This is a genomic window from Psychrobacillus vulpis, assembly GCF_006861825.1.
GTDB lineage: Bacteria > Bacillota > Bacilli > Bacillales_A > Planococcaceae > Psychrobacillus > Psychrobacillus vulpis.
This window is the reverse complement of record NZ_VDGI01000009.1, coordinates 1-17,655: the sequence shown is the minus strand read 5'-3', so window position 1 is coordinate 17,655 and position 17,655 is coordinate 1. Positions and strand designations below refer to the sequence as shown.

Sequence of the window (17,655 nt, the reverse complement as noted above, 5' to 3'; positions counted from 1 at the left end):
GTATCGGAAGATTGGTTTAGTAAAAAGACAAGAGGGAATAGTTTCCTTGGACATGGTAAGTAATAAATGTATACTTATTAAGTGATTTAATTGGTCAGACGTTCGACCTTTCATTAATACAACTTTGTGGAGGCATTAAATGAATTATTTAATCTCAATCGTCGGCTTAATTGTCGTGCTAGGTCTTGCCTGGATTGCAAGTAACAATCGGAAAGAAATAAAAGTCAGACCAATTATCCAGATGCTCGTTATTCAAGTAATTTTAACTTTTTTATTACTGAATACGAAATTTGGATTGATTCTTATTGAGGGAATCGCAGCTGGGTTTGAAAAATTACTCGAATTCGCTAACGAAGGAATTAATTTTGTATTCGGTGGCCTTGCGAATGAAGGACAAGCTCCTTTCTTCTTAACTGCTCTACTTCCGATAGTATTCATTTCGGCTCTGATTGGAATTCTGCAGCATATTAAAGTGCTTCCTTTCATAATGAAATGGATTGGCTGGGCAATCAGTAAAGTAAACGGCATGGGTAAATTAGAATCATACAACGGGGTAGCATCCGCTATAGTTGGACAATCTGAAGTATTTATTACAGTGAAAAAACAGCTTGGACAATTATCCCCTCAGCGTCTATACACATTATCTGCGTCTGCGATGTCTACTGTATCGATGTCTATTGTCGGAGCTTATATGACAATGATTGAACCGAGATATGTCGTAACGGCAATCGTGATTAATTTATTTGGAGGATTCATCATTGCTTCCATCATCAATCCATACACTGTAACCGAAGAAGAAGATCTCCTTATTGTGCAATCAGAAAAACAAAGCTTCTTCGAAATGTTGGGGGAGTATATTTTAGATGGATTCAAGGTTGTAACCATAGTTGCGGCGATGTTAATTGGATTCGTAGCATTAATGGCAGGAGTAAATACCTTATTTGATATGATATTTGGGGTCTCGTTCCAAGAAATTATGGGATATGTCTTTGCTCCATTTGCGATTTTAATGGGTATCCCTGTTTCAGAATCAGTAACAGCAGGTGGTATTATGGCTACCAAATTAGTTACAAACGAATTTGTAGCGATGCTCTCATTAAATGAATTAGCGTCAAATTTAAGTGAACGATCAATCGGAATCATTTCAGTGTTCCTTGTTTCCTTTGCAAACTTCTCTTCCATTGGAATCATTTCAGGTGCTGTAAAAGGGCTTCATGAAAAACAAGGAAACGTTGTAGCACGATTAGGCTTGAAACTTTTATACGGAGCAACGTTAGTGAGCATATTGTCAGCAGTTATTGTAAGCTTTATCCTATAATCAGAAAAAGAATGGTAAACAGTAATAAAAAAACAAAAGCACCATAAAGTTATTCATTTGATTGAATTCGATTAATGAAAATATAAAAGCCGCGATTACCGAAAATGCTCGGTGATCGTGGCTTTTTGGTTGTGTTATGATTTATCCGCCTCCATCGCCCATGTGGCTAGGGTAGACTATTCGTAGTTTCCAAGTCACGTTGACAAAATAAGTTTCATTGTCAAAACTATTGTCACTAATCTTTGAGAGTGGAGAGTGGCACTTGGGTGTACAGTGTCGACGAAAGCATAATTCATCACTGCAGTATTTTTATTCATAGGTAGATTTGGTAAGTGCATTTGTTTATTCACTTTTTTTGTCCCTTATTTAGAAGTTTTGTCGAAAATATCCTGCTATTTATTAAATGTAGTATGATTTAACAAATTAAAACAAATTGTATGTGTTTTCAGTCTTTTTCGTTAAAAGGAGTTTCTTCATGCTAATGAAAATGAGAATCTATAACTCATCAACTTGATTAATAGAAAAGTTAACGAATCAAGCGATATTTTCCTAATTGGCAAAGTAATAAACAAAATTATATTTAAGTTCGAAAAAAAAACAAACAGTAAATGAGGTAGTGTATGAGCTTTTTTAGAAAGAAAAGTAATTCTAAAATACATTCTAATTCTATTTCAACTAGCCAAATGATGAAGACAAGTTCAACAAACGAATTAAAAACAAATCTACAAGAAAATATACAAATAATAAAAGATTCCCTTGGAAAAAGCTCGGATATTATCATTCGAGAAATTCGAATCGGAAAAGAAGAAACTATTAAAGCCGGTATCATCTATACAGATGGATTAACCGATACAGACTCATTACAAAATTTCATTTTGGAAACGCTCATGCTCGATATCAAAGGGACCGAATTACAGAAAAAGGTATCTCCTGAACAAAATCTTATTAGCGTATTAAAAGATTTTGCCATGACAGTAGGAGAAATTAAAGAACTAACTAATTTTGAAGAACTTTTTTCTGGACTTTTATCGGGGGATACGATTCTTTTAATCGATGGATATGCCCAAGGTTTAATCATTTCCAATAGGCAATGGGTTGAGCGTGGAGTAACGGAATCAACGGCACAGATGGTAGTAAGAGGGCCACGCGAAGGATTCTCCGAAAATTTGCGTGTAAATACAGCCTTAGTCCGTAGAAAAATTAAAGACCCGAATCTTTGGATGGAATCAAAAGTTATTGGAAAACGAACGAAAACGAATGTTTCCATGATGTATATCAACGGAATTGTAAATGACAAAACAGTGAAAGAAGTCCGTTTGCGTTTGGATAAAATAGATATTGATGGAATTCTTGAAAGTGGAAACATCGAGGAATTGATTCAGGATGCGCCTCTATCACCTTTTCCCACTGTTTTCAATACAGAACGTCCCGATATTGTAGCTGCGGCACTATTGGAAGGGCGAATTGCAATTTTGGTTGATGGAACACCCTTTGTGCTAATTGTTCCAGCATTATTCACCCAATTTTTCCAATCCTCTGAAGATTACTATCAACGGGCGGATATTGCGAGTCTTATTCGACTCCTTCGTTTTTTTGCATTCACGATTGCATTGCTTGCACCTGCATTTTTTATTGCAATCACAACTTTTCATCATGTAATGCTACCGCCTGCACTCCTTATTAGTCTGGCAGCCCAACGAGAAGGTGTCCCATTTCCTGCATTTGTTGAAGCAATCATAATGGAAGTCACCTTTGAAATCTTGCGTGAAGCAGGCGTAAGAATGCCACGAAACATCGGTTCAGCCATGTCTATAGTAGGCGCTTTTGTTATTGGAACAGCAGCGGTTGAAGCAGGCATAATTTCTGCTGCGATGGTAATCGTGGTTTCAATAACCGCTATTTCTAGTTTCGTGTCTCCAACTTACGACTTAGCTATCTCTGTCAGGATGCTACGCTTTGGGTTTATGGCACTAGCTGCTTCTTTTGGTTTAGTAGGAATAACGATTGGTTTAATTGCCCTACTTCTGCATTTATGCAGTTTGCGTTCTTTTGGCGTGCCTTATATGTCTCCAGTAGCTCCATTTAATCTTCCCGATCAAGAGGATACGTTTATTCGCTTGCCTAGATGGAAAATGTTTACTCGACCTAGTCTAATCAATCAACAAAATATAGTTAGGCAACAAGATTCAGCCTCTGCAAAACCAGAGCCACCAAAAAATAAGGAGTATGAAGGGGTTTAAACGATGAAAAAGTGCATGTTTGTTCTCCTGATTCTCAGCCTCTTTCTTACGGGGTGTTGGGACCGGAGGGAATTAAATGAGCTTGGCATTACGTTGGCATTAGGAATCGATAAAGTAGAAGATGAATACCAAGTAACTGCTCAAGTGGTTGTACCTTCGGAAATATCGTCGAAAACAAGTACTGGGCGTTCACCAGTCACCCTGTTTCAGGCGACCGGAGAAACGGTATATGAAGCCCTTCGAAAAATTACAAAGATCTCGCCTAGAAAAATATATCCTGGACATCTTCGAACGCTTGTGCTTGGTGAGGATTTAGCTGAAGAAGGTATAGCCGAATCCTTAGATTTTCTGTCAAGAGATTGGGAATTTCGATCTGATTTCTTTGTTGTTATTGCTAAGGATATGACTGCAGCGGAAGTACTGAATGTCACAACAACGATTGAAAATATACCTGCCAATAAAATGTTTAACACGCTAAAAACGTCAGAAGCCTCCTGGGCTGCAACGAACGCCTTTATATTAGATGAGTTGATAGCCAATCTTACAAGTGATGGAAAGGAAGCCGTATTAACAGGGATTATAGTAACAGGGGAACAAGAAATGGGATCAAGCAAACAGAATGTGGAATCGATTACTCCTTCTGCGCGAATTGAATATAATGGTTTAGCGGTGTTTAAAAAAGATAAACTGGTAGGCTGGTTAACTGAAATAGATGGCAGAAGGTATAATGCCATCGTCAACGAAGTGCAAAATACTGTAACAGCTATATCTTGTCCTGAAGAGGGGAAAGCCACTTTAGAGATTATTCAATTCGATTCTAAAATGAAAGGCAAAATGAACAAAGGTAAGCCTGAAGTGGATATCAATATTAAAGTAAAAGGAAATGTTGGGGAAGTAGAGTGTCAAATTAATCTTAATGACCCAGAAACAATTGTTGAGCTAGAGAAGAATACTGAAAAAGAGATGGAAGAGCGCATTAAATCGACCATTGAAACGGTACAAAAACAGTATAAGTCAGACATATTTGGATTTGGTAATGCCATTCATCGATCTAATCCGAAAGAATGGAAAAAGATTAAAGAACAGTGGGATGAGGAATTCCCTGAGATGACAGCGAATGTTAAAGTAGACGTAAAACTTGTGCATACGGGTACAGTAGGTAATTCATTTTTAGAAGAGATAGAGGGTAGATAATCATGATAAAAAGTATAGGAATACTCCTGATTGCAGCAGCCATTCTGTGGATTGAAGTTCCGCCTCTCTTGGAAAAAAAATATAAAAAAGAGTTACTTGTGTTTTCAATTCTACTTGCAATTGGGGTAGGTCTAAGTATTACACTTGGATTTGAAAAACCTATTCCAAATCCACTAGATTTACTCACTATTATTTTTAAACCGCTTGATGACGTTATTTCTCATTTGTTGAAATAAAAGAACAGTGTATAGGGGAAGGTATGATATGAAATGATTCGAGACGTTAAAATAAATTCGTATCAATTTCTAGTATTAGTTATTTTATTTACGATTGGTACGAGCATCTTAACTGTACCATCAGCATTAGCAACTGACGCGAAGCAAGATGCCTGGCTTGCCGCTATATTTGGTACGGGTATAGGGTTATTGGTCATATGGCTATTCATCACTATAGCTCTTTGGTTCCCTAACCTCACCTATGTCCAACTCCTTGAAAAACTATTTGGAAAATGGGTAGGTAAAGCCTTTTCTGCTTTGTTTGTACTCATGTCTCTTATATATGCTTCAGAACTTTTGTATTATTTTGGGCTATTCCTAAACATCCATATGATGCCAAGTACTCCAATGGTAGTCCTTAGTATTCTTCTGGCGGGGGTTATGGTGATGGGAGTCCGTCTTGGATTAGAAACCTTCGCTCGTACTGCAGAAATCTTAATTGTCGTTTTCTTCGTCATTTTTTTCATTTTAGTAGCGTTTATTTCACCTGAAATGAAGTTTGAAAACATACAGCCTGTATATGAGATGGGGACAAAAAAGATCGTTCAATCATCCATTTTTTATGTCGTAGTATCTTCAGTTGATGCCGTTGTTCTCTTAATGATTTTTCCTTCCTTTATTAACAAAATGAAACAAGTAAAAAAATCTTTTTTACTTGGAAACTTAATAGGCGGCATCGTCATCATCGTTATTACATTTTTGAGTGTTTCGGTATTTGGTGTTGAGAAAACTGCTGGAGAGATATATCCAAGCTATGAATTGACCAAAAGGATAAATATCGGGAATTTTGTGCAGCGTATTGAGGGATTAATGGCTTCACTTTGGGTTATCACCCTCTATTTTAAAACGACCCTTTATTTTTACGCTTCCGTTTTAGGGATGGCACAAATTCTGAATTTGAAAGATTACCGCCCTTTAACATTACCACTAGGAATGATTGCCGTGGTCCTTTCTCTCGTGATTTATCCTAATGTCATGTACCAACAACATTGGGACAGTACAACGGGTAATTCCTTAACATTATCAATCGGACTTTTTTTACCTCTTTTGATGGTAGTCGTATATGCAATACGAAAAAGAACGAAAAAGAAGGAAATAGAAATAAACGAATAGATGATTATGCCATTTTGTGCTTAGATTAATGGTATTTCCAAGAATAAGTTTTTTTCTTTCAACGAAATATTCTTGAGTTTATCCAGCTTTAACATGCCAATTAGGCGATTATCTAGAAGAAATTATTGAACCCCAGTGGTAGGAACTCCAGCAGCAGGTAAAGTCCTGTGTTAATTGATGCGGTTTCTGGTCAGGGTTATTTCAGTTCCTACCTGGAGAGATACATATAGTAGTTTTATTCCAGAAGGTATACATGATAAAGTTTTAAAGGATATTTACTCTAATGAGGAGATGAATAAACGCTTTAAATCCTCTCTAAAATATGGTTGCTGAAAATAACAAAGAGATTATGGGATATGCTTTTTTCTCTGGAAATTTATCTGACAAAGAAGTGTTCTTAGGGTCATTATATGTTCATCCTAGCCACCAAGGAAAAGGGATTGGAAAACATCTATTGATAACTGGACTTGCAAAACTCTAAATGAACTTAAACAGTAAGAGTAGTATTTATTGATACTAACATATTGTGTTTTCTTTAAATCTTGTAGCAAGAAGGTTAGAAATGTTATTGTTTATTGTTGGGTAATTATAGCGTCACAATCATTTAAAGGATTTAGATATTTGACGGGAGTTGAACTCTAGTTGAATAACCCTATTTTTATCACTACATATTTTCTCTTCTCTTCGCTAAATAGTATGCCATAAAATTGAGTTAAAAAACTTAATACAGTTGACTCCAACATTTGCTACTAATGATAAGCTCTGTTTTGGAAAACATAATTTATGGAGGTGAAGAAGAATGGCAAACAACAATAAAAACAATGTTTCAAATGAAAGTCAAACAAATGCACAAGAAGTTAGACAACAAAATGCACAATCTGCTCAAAAAGCTCAAGGTGCGTCACAAAACATGTCTAATGAATTTGGTTCTGAATTTGCCGTATCAAATGAAACTCAAACAAATGCACAAGAAGTTAGACAACAAAATGCTCAAGCAAATCAAAAAGCATCACAAAACCTGTCTACTGAATTCGGTTCTGAATTTGGCGTTTCAATTGAAAGTGAAACGAATGCACAAGAAGTTAGACAACAAAACGCTCAAGCAAATCAAAAAGCACAAGCTCAAAGAAAAAACAATAAGTACTAATAATTATTCATATGTACCCAAATTTTTGGTTAACTCAAGAATAGGTTCTGAAGTATGTATATAAAAAAGCATTATCTCAAAAGAGATAATGCTTTTTTTCTTAAGAATTCCTTGTTCCTAAAGAATTCTTGCGGGTTTGGCACCCAATAATCTCGACTGGTTCAACTCAGTGAATGACAATCGGTATTTTTGGATGTCAAAATCATTGTTTGCTATCTTAGTATAGCATAAATTCCTTGCCCAAACAATATTCCTATGTGATCCACAAATTGAGAAACATTTCAGTCAAACACAGGAGAGTGGAAGTGATGGTATAATAGGATATTCAGGAAATTGGAAGGAATTTATCAGAAACTTCTTCCTGTTAATATTGGAGGTGTAAATATGAATAAAAAATGGACCATTGAAGGCATCCGTGATTATGTCAAGAAGAATTCAGAGAGTGAACTACTTTCTAATGAATATATAGGTTACTCGCAAAAATTACAGTTTAAATGTTCATGTGGAAATACTTTTGAAAAGACGTTTACTAAATTTAAAGGTAGCAATCAAAAAAAGTGTTCAAATTGTCAAGAAGCTAGACCTTCGCGCTAATAAGAAACACATGAAAACCAGATCATAGCGTTTAAGCTATGGTCTGGTTTCTTTATGTTCACATTAAATAGCATCCTGCTCTGCTGCTTGAATAACACGCTGTTTCTTCGACTTCCTAAAATAAAGCAATTCATATATACAAGGAATCAATTAGAGTCCAGGCCAGGCAAGAGTTAAGCATTTTTTAAGCTCTTATCCCATTTCAAGAAGGAATTTTAGTTTATTTGTCAAAAGTAGTAAACACTATTTTCTTTGAATACAAATAAAAATTGAAAGGGAGGTAAGGTGTTATGACAAAAAATAATAAGCCATCCGAAACAACAGATAAGAAATCAGTAAAATGGACTGGACCACAACAAGTGATAGAATTTATGAATAATCTTGACCATCCGCTTAAAGAAGAAATAGAGGAAGTCCGAAAAATCATTTTAAATGCTAATATTATTATTTCTGAACATATCAAATGGAATGCGCCTAGTTATCACATTGAAGGTGAGGACAGAATAACATTTAATCTACACGGTAAAGGATTTTTTCGACTTATCTTTCATTGCGGATCAAAGGTTAAGGATAATGTTGATGTACAACATCTGATTGATGATACAACAGGAATACTAGAGTGGGTTGCTCATGATAGAGCTATAGCTAAATTTACTAGTATAAATGATGTGAAAGCAAAGGAACAAGAACTAAAAAAAGTAATAACTATTTGGTTAGAAATTACGTGTCCTTAGAAAGAAAACTTAGAAGCAACCATCCTATAGAGCAGTAAAGTGCGACCGAAATTGTATCTTCGGTCGCATGCTTTATGAGTAGGACAGAATTAATTCTTTCATTATCCAAACGATAGCAACCATGTGCCTAAAAGTTGTAGGAGTACGACGGACAGACGATCGCCACACGATTACCGAAATAGAAGGAGCTGAAAGTGACCACGGTCACTTCCAGCTCCTTTAATTATCCAACGGTAATGGTGTAGCAAAAGTCTGATCCAAAGCACTCCGGAAACGATTACGTACAGGGTAGCTTTTCTTACTAATTGGAAACCTCTTGCTCAGCTGCTTGATTAACACGTTGTTTCTTAGACTTCCTAAAATAAAGCAATTCATATATACATGGGATCACAATCAGTGTTAGCAGAGTAGCCATAGCTAACCCGCCAATAACAACAATCGCAAGACTTTGAGATACTAAACTTCCTGTTTCTGCTTGCTTCAATAATAGTGGAAGCATCGCACAGATTGTTGCGATTGCAGTCATGAAGATTGGTCTCATTCTTGTTGCTGTTGCTTCTACAAGTGCATCGCGAATGATCATTTTTTGTTCATTTTGTTTCACTCGGTCTAAAAGCACAATCGCATTTGTTACGACGATACCAATTAGCATTAATGCTCCAAGAAGAGCTGTAATATCTACGGATATACCGCTAATAAGAATTCCTAAAATAGCTCCAATTGCAGCAAGTGGTAACGAGCAAAGAATAGCAATTGGTGCTTTGATTGATTTAAATGTGATGACCATAATTAAAAATACAATCCCGATGGAAACAAGCATAATAAGGAATAAATCTGTAAAATCCTCTGCTTGTTGACTACTAGAACCACCGATTAGAACGTCGACATTCTCTGGAATATCCATGCCTTCATTGTCCTTTTTATCACCGAAAATCTCTACATTCACTTTACTTGAGATTTCTGATAGCTTTGCAGGATCAACTGCTGCTGTTACTCGAAGGTAGGCATCTCCGTCTTTATGGAACTGGTTAGTTGAACGCTCTTCACTTTGTAACTTTGCAATCGATGAAACAGGAACAAGACCTGTATCGGTCATGACTTGTATCTTTTTCAGGTCTCCTGGTGTTTTCGTATCTAGGAGCGGTTCTAGGAATACAGTTTTTTGTTTATCATTTAAACTAATCGTTCCAATTGGTGTTTTATTTAACATCACACCTAACTGTTGGGCAACTTGTTCTGTATTTCCTTTTGTAGGGTCAACTACGAGAGAGTGTACAGTTTTCTTTTCGTCTTGATTGGTCGTAACTTCCTCTACGCCTTCAATGTCCTGTACTTTTTCTTTAATAGTTGTTGCTACTTCTTCCAAATCCGCTAAATTTTCACCAACCACATCGATCGTAATATTCGTACTTGCTCCTCCCATCATAAAGGAAGATGCACTAACTTCTAAAATGGCATCAGGATATTGATCCTTTTTCTTTTCCATTTCTTTCACGATGTGTTCTGTATCTTTTTTATCATTTAATAAAATACTAAACGATGCTTCAGTCGGCGATCCTACGTAGCCATATTGAGCTGCTTCCGCTGGAGAACCTACCTGCGAAAACACATGTTGCACTTTATCCATTGCTAGAATAGATGATTCCAGTTCCAATGTCTTTTCCTTTACTTCTTCTATTGGTGTATCATTCGGGTAACTGAGCGTTGCCATGACATAGTCAGCAGAAGAATTGTCAACTGCTCCTTTTGGGATGACAAAATAAGTAGCGATTGAACCAAAGAATAGAAGGATGGAAATTGTAAACACGATCCATTTATGGTTCAAGGACCATGTAACTATTTTTGGGAAACGAACAGCTGGTTTATGCTCAGGAATCTTTGCATTCTTCAATAATCCTGCACTCATAACTGGAACAACAGTCAACGCAACGATTAAAGAAGCAAGCAAGGAGTACGTAACCGTTAATGCAAATGGTAATAGGAAATCTTGAAGTCCTCCATTTAATAAACTCATTGGTAAGAAAACGGCTACTGTTGTTAATGTAGAAGCAGTAATAGCGACTCCCACTTGCTTAGTTGCGTCAATAATCATTTTTACGGAGAATTTCTCTGTTTGCATTTTACGGAAAATATTTTCGATTACAACAATACTATCATCCACTAAGCGTCCAACCGCAACAGCGACACCGCCAAGCGTTAAAATATTCAATGTCACACCAGACATTGACAGTAAGAATAATGTGAAGCAAAGTGATAAAGGAATCGATACGATTGTAATAAAAGTAGAACGGATATTTCGTAAAAAGAGCATAATGACAATCGTTGCAAATAGTGCACCAAGAAGAACTTCTTTTATCATCGTATGAACCGAATTTTCGACTAAATCAGCAGAAGATACGTAAACGACTGATTCCTGCTGATCATATTTTTCATTGATTTCCTTTGTTACTTTTTCAACTTCTTTACTAATTTTTACTGCATTGGATTGACTGTCTTTCGTGATGCTAATATCTAAGCTATCCTTGCCATTAAAACGGCTAATGAAATTAGCATCTTTTGTTTCTTCAATCGTAGCTATATCTCCAAGTGTTACATTAGGAGCTACCGTTAACCCTTTCAGTTTTTCAATGCTTGTTAAATCACCAATTACTTTAATATTGCTTGTTTTTCCATCTATAATCTTTTCACCGACAGCTAAAGCAGTATTTTGACCTTGAAGTGCACCCATAACCGCTTGTAGAGGAATTTGATTTTCAGCTAATTTTTCATCATCAATCTTGACGGAAATGATGGAATCTGTGATTCCGTATACATCAACACTGGAAACTCCTTTGATTTCTTGATAGTGAGCTTGAAGCTTTTCACGTGCGAAATCCATATTTTCTGTCGTCATACCTTCATCAAAAGTGACGGCAATATTAACAATTGGAATCATAGATGTATTAAGCTGTGAAATGGTTGGCTTGGATATATACGAAGGCAAACCTACATTACTTAACGCATCTTGAACGTCTAGTTTTGCTTGCTTCATATCAGTTCCTGCCTCGAAAAACAGGTCTACTTTTGAAAATCCGTCTCCAGTTGTAGAATAGACGGATGTTTTTCCATTCACACGTGTAACTGCTCTTTCAATCGGAATGGTAACTTCGGATTCCATTGTTTTGGAGTCAGTCCCTTGACCCATAGAAATAATGGTCACTTGCGGATTATCCGCTGAGGGTAAAAATTCCATAGGCAGTCTAAAGTAACTGACAACACCTATCACTAATATTAAAATGGTTAATACAGCGACAGCAGCCCTGTTACCAAAAGCCCATTTAGTAAAAAACGACATATAATGATTCCTCCTAAAAATTTTCATTTTGTACGATAAACGATAAAAGTCCGGTTTATTTGTATTTCAAACTATGAGCTCCCTTCTAAAATCTTCTCATTAGCTATTTCATTGTAAAAAATAGAAAACTATTCCACATTGAACCTTAGGATTATATTTTTCTAAGACCTAAGACTTAGAAGGTAAGCAGGAGGAACTTCTATATGTTTATCTTGCAAAGGGTTTTAGGAATTGGTTATAGAATATATAAAGGTGGATAAAAATGACCTCAGTAGAAAGTAAAGAAATCATTTAGAAGATAATAAGGAGTGATGCATATGGATTTTATTAGATCGTTATTCGATTTACATTTTGAATTATATATTAGACTAATTGTTGCAACTTTTTTAGGGTTTTTAATTGGTTTAGAAAGAGCTATTAAAGATAAGCCAGCTGGTATTAGAACTCATATATTAGTGTGTTTAGGATCAACATTAGCAATGTCTTTATCAACTTTAAACCAAGGGCCATATATGGACCCTATGCGATTAGCTGCACAAGTAATTAGTGGTATTGGTTTTCTTGGTGCAGGCGTAATTTGGGTAGATAAGGCTAATGCAAAACGTGGACTTACTACTGCAGCTAATCTATGGATTACAGCTTGTGTAGGTTTGACAATAGGCTATGGTGCATATGATTTAGCTATTATTACTGCAATTTTAATGTTTGTTGCAATGAATTTACCAAAACTAGTGGAGAAAATGGGGATACTACCGTCACGAGAAAAAGAAGAAGATGATAGTGATGGAGAATAAAAAATGATAGAGAAAAAGCTACAGTACCGCAAATAGTGGTCATTGTAGCTTTTTTTTTACTGATTATTTTAATTAATAATTGTATAGTATTTTTTTGAATATTGTTCTATTCTATATTAAGAAAATAGAATCAATTTATTAGTATAAAAATAGTAATTTTATAGTAAAGGGATGGAGAGAATGGTACAAACAAGCATTCCAAAAGATAATCAAAGTATTCATATAATTGATGAATGGGTAACCAACTATCGTCCCTTTTCTAAGGAAGGAAAAAATGCATCTTATATTCCTGCGTTAGAAAAGGTTAACTCATCACAATTAGGTATTACTTTAATAGGGCCAGATGGAACCAATTTCAAGTCTGGAGATTGGGACATTCCTTTTACTTTGCAAAGCATTTCCAAAGTAATTAGTTTTATTGCTGCATGTATGCATCATGGTATTCCTTATGTATTAGATAAGGTCGATTTAGAACCGACTGGAGATCCCTTTTACTCAATCATTCGTTTAGAAATGCATAAGCCAGGAAAGCCGTTCAATCCTATGATTAATGCTGGAGCAATTACAGTTTCCTCCATTCTTCCAGGAGACAATTCAACAAAGAAATTAGAATCTATACGTTCATTAATGGAGAAAATGGTAGGGAAGAGACCGAGATTAAATGAGGAAGTGTTTCTCTCTGAATGGCAAACGGCAAATCGAAATCGAGCGTTAGCCTATTATTTGAAAGAAACAGGCTATTTAGAAATAGAAGTAGAGGAAGCTCTAGAAGTATATTTGAAACAATGTTCGCTTGAAGTAACTACAGAAGACATCGCATTAATAGGATTAATTCTAGCTCAAGATGGCTATCACCCTATCCGAAACGAACAAATCCTACCTAAAGAGGTAGCCCGGTTAGCCAAAAGCTTAATGCTCACATGTGGTGTATACAATGCTTCAGGTAAGTTCGCTGCTTCCATTGGAATCCCAGCCAAAACAGGCGTGTCCGGAGGAATTATGGCAGCAGTACCACCTCGTGTTAGAAATGAAAATCTTCCATTATTACAAGGTTGCGGAATAGGCATTTATGGACCAGCTATTGACGAGTATGGCAGTAGCGTAGCAGGTGTAATGTTATTAAAACAAATAGCAGATAGTTGGGATTTAAGTATTTTTTAGATTAGAGACCCCTGTCTTGAAAATCGTTGAAAAAGGTGACACTCCTGCGGGAATAGCGTTAGCCGATGACCCCGCAGTGCAGCGAGGAGGCTGAGGCAACGCCCGCGGAAAGGGAACCGTTTCAACGATTTTCTTATTTATTGGGTTTGGATACTCTTATCTGGCAAAGTCGAATGATAGGGACTTTTCAGACCCTCTGCATATCTCCGAAGTTTACAGCTCGACTTCTAAGGGAAAAGTGAGACAGGCGAGACCCTGCAGGAGCGTAGCGAAGGCACTGAAGAACTGTCTATTTTTTAAGGTAAATATTTATTCGTTTTTAGAAAATCGTTGAAAAAGGCGACACTCCTGCGGGAATAGCGTTAGCCGATGACCCCGCAGCGTAGAGAGGAGGCTAAGGCAACGCCCGCGGAAAGGGAGCCGTTTCAACGATTTTCTTATTCATTTGGATATTGGCCTCCATCTGGCAAAGTTAAATATAAGGACTTTCATCATTATGACGTTTTTACTTTCGGAGTTCTCTTTCTCGTAGTTGGCTTTTTCTTTTTTGTCTTATCTAAGGAAGCTTGGAGAGCAGACATTAAATCGGTTACATTGGAAGGCATAGCAGGTTGTTTATCGCTTGCAGAAACTGTACTATTATTAGCTTTCTTCTCTTCTATTAGTTCCATTAATGCCGTACGATAATCATCTGTATATTTTTCCGGTTCAAAAGTTGTTGTTAATTGGTCAACTAATAAAAGAGCGGTATCGAGTTCTTTCTGAACGACTGTTTGTTCACTAGGTATATTCGGAACATCTGCTGTACTTCTCACTTCATCTGGAAAGTGAATGGTTTCCATTATTAGTGTGTCTTTGTACACTCGAACTACGGCTAATTGTTCTTTGGAACGAATCATAATTTTTGCGACACCAATCTTACCGGATTCCATTAGTGCCTTTCTTAACAAGGTGTATGCTTTTCCACCTCCACTGTCTGGTGCCATGAAGTAGGTTCGTTCAAAATAGATTGGATCTATTTCTTCCAACTTTACGAAATCAATAATTTCCACTGCTTTATCTTCATTTTCTTTTTTCAACTTCTCGAGTTCCTCATCGTCTAATACTACAAATTTATTTTTAGAGTACTCGTAAGCCTTTACAATATCCTCACTTTTCACTTCTTTTTTGCAACCTTCACAAACTTTTTCATAAGAAATTGGAGTATGGCATTCTTTATGGAGTTGGCGCAATTTTATATCTTTATTTTCAGTTGCAGCATGGAGTTTAATTGGAATATTAACAAGTCCAAAACTAATGCTACCTTTCCAAACTGTATGCATATACTTCCACCCACTTTTTCTTTTTACTATGCACGGTTTGAATGTTTTTATGTATTTTAAATAGGAAATAATCAAATGCTAGAAGAAAATCGAAAGTAGGTTGAATATGAAACCTATGCTGTTAACTGGAGTAGATGAAATTCCATTAGGAAAAGACTGGATATACGAGACGAAATATGATGGCTTTCGATGCCTATTAGAGTGGGAGAGTGAACCTATTCTTAAAAGTAGAAATGGCAAAGTTCTCAATAATATGTTTCCAGAAATCATTAGCTTCTGTTATGAAATACATGAACAAATTAAACCTTACTTACCTTTAACGCTGGATGGTGAACTAGTTTATTTAATAAACAATTGGAAAAGTAACTTTTCCATTGTTCAGTTAAGAGGTAGGATGAGTAATCAAGATGTGATTAGCACACATGTACAACAATTTCCGTGTCACTATGTTGTGTTTGATTTGCTGAAATATAAAGGAGAAAGTGTAACGAGTCTTCCAATAACAAAACGAAAACAAACTTTAGATAAGCTTTTTCAGAAAATGAAGATTCCTATTACTATCAATTACGAAGACAAGCATCGAGTACAGGCAATTGATACTTTCCAGGATAGTGAACGATTGTGGAACAATATTGAAGTTAGTAATGGGGAAGGAATTGTTGCCAAGCGAAAAACTAGCAATTGGGAAAGCAATACGCGTACGGTTAATTGGGTAAAAATCAAAAATTGGAGATACGTTAGTGTCATTTTAATTAAATATGATAAAAGTAATGGCTATTTTCATGGAGCAGTTTATCACAATGACGAGTTAACGGAAGTCGTAACATTACGCCATGGTTTGAAAGAGGAAGAATTACATACATTAATAGCATTATTTCAATCAAATGGAACAAAACTATCCGAAAATATATGGGAATTGGAACCATCCATTTGCGTAGATATTGTTTGTATTGATTTTGATGGAAAGCATTTAAGAGAACCTCGATTCCATGCATTTAACTTTGAAATCGAGGCGTTCGATTGTAACTGGCAGAAGATGCAAAGACAGCTATTTCCTTTACCTGAAGTTTTACAAATAACACATCCCGAAAAATCTGTTTGGCCGGCAAGTGATATTCAAAAGGACGATTACTTGTTGTACTTACAAAATATAACACCATACATCCTGCCGTTTTTACGTGAGAGGCTTTTGACCGTTATTCGTTTTCCTCACGGAGTACCTGGTGAAAGTTTTTATCAAAAAAATAGTCCAGATTATATTCCAGATTACATTACAACTAAGCGTAGTGATGACATCGATTATATTTTGTGTAATGACGTCGAATCCCTATTGTGGTTAGGGAACCAGCTTGCGTTAGAGTTTCACATTCCATTTCAAACTATCCAAACAAATAAACCAACAGAAATCGTATTTGACCTGGATCCACCTTCTGTGAAGGAGTTTTCTTTAGCGGTAGAAGCTGCAATAAGAATGAAAGCAATATTTGACCAATTCGAACTACAATCCTTTGTAAAAACCTCTGGAGGAAAAGGATTGCAAATTTATATTCCGCTGCCATTTGATACGTATTCCTATGAAGATACTCGTGTTTTCACGGAGTTTGTTTGTCAATTTTTGTGCGAACAAGTACCTCAATGGTTTACGATAGAACGATTAAAGAAAAACCGAGAAAATAAATTGTACTTAGACTACATTCAGCACGCCGAAGGAAAAACAATAATAGCTCCTTATTCTACAAGGGGAAATGACCTAGGTTTAGTTGCAACCCCACTAAATTGGGAGGAAGTAAATAGCTCGCTAAAGCCAGATATGTTTTCTATTCCAAATGTTTTAGAAAGATTAAAAAAACAAGCTAATCCATTTCGAGACTTTCGAGAAAATATAGATGAAAAAAAGTTCGGAGCAGTCCTCGATCAATTAAAGGGACTAATGAAAAAATAGTACGAAATTGAGCAAATCATGTTGCTATGCGAGCATACCTAGCTTATCCGAGTGTATCATCGAGTTATCCGCGCATATGTACCGAGTATCCGAGCATACCACCGAGTTATCCGCGGATAAGTGATGAGTATCCGAGCATATCAAGCGGCTATACGAGCATACCACCGAGTTATCCGCGCATATGTAATGAGTATCCGAGCATATCGATCGACTATACGAGCATACCTAGCTTATCCGAGCATACCACCGAGTTATCCGCGCATAAGTAATGAGTATGCGAGCATATCGAGCAGCTATGCTCGCATACCTAGTTTATCCGAGTGTATTATCGAGTTATCCGCGCATAAGTATTGAGTATGCGATTAAGTCCATATAATTGTGTAAAAAGGAAAAGGGTCAAATTAATCCCTCTTGGTTACAATGTTTTCAACGACGATAAACAATGAGGAGAGATTAATAATGACCCAATTAAAGTTTACCCTAGATA

General features: G+C 36.3%; 14 protein-coding genes. 12 read left to right on the top strand and 2 right to left on the bottom strand.

Going from position 1 to position 17,655, the window contains the following annotated elements:
• Positions 1-139: 139 nt before the first annotated feature.
• The 9 genes from FG384_RS09650 to FG384_RS09610 all read left to right on the top strand — a co-directional run bounded on the left by FG384_RS09650 (position 140) and on the right by FG384_RS09610 (position 8,615).
• A complete protein-coding gene (locus FG384_RS09650) occupies positions 140-1,318 on the top strand; it encodes a NupC/NupG family nucleoside CNT transporter (protein ID WP_142642396.1) in 1,179 nt (392 codons plus the stop codon).
• Positions 1,319-1,938: 620 nt separating this feature from the next.
• The gene (locus tag FG384_RS09645; RefSeq protein WP_142642395.1) at positions 1,939-3,558 is read left to right on the top strand and encodes a spore germination protein; all 1,620 of its coding nucleotides are present in this window, start codon (positions 1,939-1,941) and stop codon (positions 3,556-3,558) included.
• A gap of 3 nt (positions 3,559-3,561) precedes the next feature.
• On the top strand, positions 3,562-4,752 hold the full coding sequence (locus FG384_RS09640) for a Ger(x)C family spore germination protein (RefSeq protein WP_142642394.1): 1,191 nt from the start codon (positions 3,562-3,564) through the stop codon (positions 4,750-4,752).
• A gap of 2 nt (positions 4,753-4,754) precedes the next feature.
• Positions 4,755-4,988 carry a hypothetical protein gene (locus FG384_RS09635; protein WP_142642393.1) on the top strand — a complete coding sequence of 78 codons (234 nt, stop codon included), beginning with the start codon at positions 4,755-4,757 and terminating at the stop codon, positions 4,986-4,988.
• A gap of 33 nt (positions 4,989-5,021) precedes the next feature.
• Positions 5,022-6,140 carry a GerAB/ArcD/ProY family transporter gene (locus tag FG384_RS09630; protein WP_142642392.1) on the top strand — a complete coding sequence of 373 codons (1,119 nt, stop codon included), beginning with the start codon at positions 5,022-5,024 and terminating at the stop codon, positions 6,138-6,140.
• Between the two features lie 322 nt (positions 6,141-6,462).
• A complete protein-coding gene (locus FG384_RS20430) occupies positions 6,463-6,621 on the top strand; it encodes a GNAT family N-acetyltransferase (protein WP_142642391.1) in 159 nt (52 codons plus the stop codon).
• Positions 6,622-6,939: 318 nt separating this feature from the next.
• Positions 6,940-7,287, top strand: coding sequence for a gamma-type small acid-soluble spore protein (locus FG384_RS09620; RefSeq protein WP_142642390.1), 348 nt, complete (start codon positions 6,940-6,942; stop codon positions 7,285-7,287).
• A 384-nt stretch (positions 7,288-7,671) separates the two neighbouring features.
• Positions 7,672-7,881 (top strand): hypothetical protein, encoded by a 210-nt coding sequence (locus tag FG384_RS09615; RefSeq protein ID WP_142642389.1) that lies wholly within the window; start codon positions 7,672-7,674, stop codon positions 7,879-7,881.
• Positions 7,882-8,171: 290 nt separating this feature from the next.
• Complete coding sequence (locus FG384_RS09610) at positions 8,172-8,615, top strand: DUF1801 domain-containing protein (protein ID WP_142642388.1); 444 nt, start codon at positions 8,172-8,174, stop codon at positions 8,613-8,615.
• Between the two features lie 301 nt (positions 8,616-8,916).
• Here FG384_RS09610 and FG384_RS09605 read toward each other — a convergent pair whose 3' ends face one another.
• Positions 8,917-11,949, bottom strand: a complete 3,033-nt coding sequence (locus FG384_RS09605) for an efflux RND transporter permease subunit (protein WP_142642387.1) — start codon at positions 11,947-11,949, stop codon at positions 8,917-8,919.
• A gap of 317 nt (positions 11,950-12,266) precedes the next feature.
• Between FG384_RS09605 and FG384_RS09600 the strand changes: the two genes are divergently transcribed.
• Together FG384_RS09600 and FG384_RS09595 are read left to right on the top strand one after the other, a co-directional pair.
• Complete coding sequence (locus FG384_RS09600) at positions 12,267-12,743, top strand: MgtC/SapB family protein (RefSeq protein WP_166462422.1); 477 nt, start codon at positions 12,267-12,269, stop codon at positions 12,741-12,743.
• A 180-nt stretch (positions 12,744-12,923) separates the two neighbouring features.
• Positions 12,924-13,904, top strand: coding sequence for a glutaminase (locus FG384_RS09595; RefSeq protein WP_240793391.1), 981 nt, complete (start codon positions 12,924-12,926; stop codon positions 13,902-13,904).
• Positions 13,905-14,398: 494 nt separating this feature from the next.
• Here FG384_RS09595 and ku read toward each other — a convergent pair whose 3' ends face one another.
• Positions 14,399-15,226, bottom strand: coding sequence for a non-homologous end joining protein Ku (ku, locus tag FG384_RS09590; protein WP_142642384.1), 828 nt, complete (start codon positions 15,224-15,226; stop codon positions 14,399-14,401).
• Between the two features lie 106 nt (positions 15,227-15,332).
• On the opposite strand from ku, the gene FG384_RS09585 reads away from it, so the two are divergent.
• On the top strand, positions 15,333-17,168 hold the full coding sequence (locus FG384_RS09585) for a DNA ligase D (protein ID WP_142642383.1): 1,836 nt from the start codon (positions 15,333-15,335) through the stop codon (positions 17,166-17,168).
• Positions 17,169-17,655 lie beyond the last annotated feature (487 nt).

Bases quoted from the DNA above. Each gene is read 5' to 3' on its own strand.
- FG384_RS09650 (WP_142642396.1), top strand. From the start codon at position 140: ATGAATTATTTAATCTCAATCGTCGGCTTAATTGTCGTGCTAGGTCTT.
- FG384_RS09645 (WP_142642395.1), top strand. From the start codon at position 1,939: ATGAGCTTTTTTAGAAAGAAAAGTAATTCTAAAATACATTCTAATTCT.
- FG384_RS09640 (WP_142642394.1), top strand. From the start codon at position 3,562: ATGAAAAAGTGCATGTTTGTTCTCCTGATTCTCAGCCTCTTTCTTACG.
- FG384_RS09635 (WP_142642393.1), top strand. From the start codon at position 4,755: ATGATAAAAAGTATAGGAATACTCCTGATTGCAGCAGCCATTCTGTGG.
- FG384_RS09630 (WP_142642392.1), top strand. From the start codon at position 5,022: ATGATTCGAGACGTTAAAATAAATTCGTATCAATTTCTAGTATTAGTT.
- FG384_RS20430 (WP_142642391.1), top strand. From the start codon at position 6,463: ATGGTTGCTGAAAATAACAAAGAGATTATGGGATATGCTTTTTTCTCT.
- FG384_RS09620 (WP_142642390.1), top strand. From the start codon at position 6,940: ATGGCAAACAACAATAAAAACAATGTTTCAAATGAAAGTCAAACAAAT.
- FG384_RS09615 (WP_142642389.1), top strand. From the start codon at position 7,672: ATGAATAAAAAATGGACCATTGAAGGCATCCGTGATTATGTCAAGAAG.
- FG384_RS09610 (WP_142642388.1), top strand. From the start codon at position 8,172: ATGACAAAAAATAATAAGCCATCCGAAACAACAGATAAGAAATCAGTA.
- FG384_RS09605 (WP_142642387.1), bottom strand. From the start codon at position 11,949: ATGTCGTTTTTTACTAAATGGGCTTTTGGTAACAGGGCTGCTGTCGCT.
- FG384_RS09600 (WP_166462422.1), top strand. From the start codon at position 12,267: ATGGATTTTATTAGATCGTTATTCGATTTACATTTTGAATTATATATT.
- FG384_RS09595 (WP_240793391.1), top strand. From the start codon at position 12,924: ATGGTACAAACAAGCATTCCAAAAGATAATCAAAGTATTCATATAATT.
- ku (WP_142642384.1), bottom strand. From the start codon at position 15,226: ATGCATACAGTTTGGAAAGGTAGCATTAGTTTTGGACTTGTTAATATT.
- FG384_RS09585 (WP_142642383.1), top strand. From the start codon at position 15,333: ATGAAACCTATGCTGTTAACTGGAGTAGATGAAATTCCATTAGGAAAA.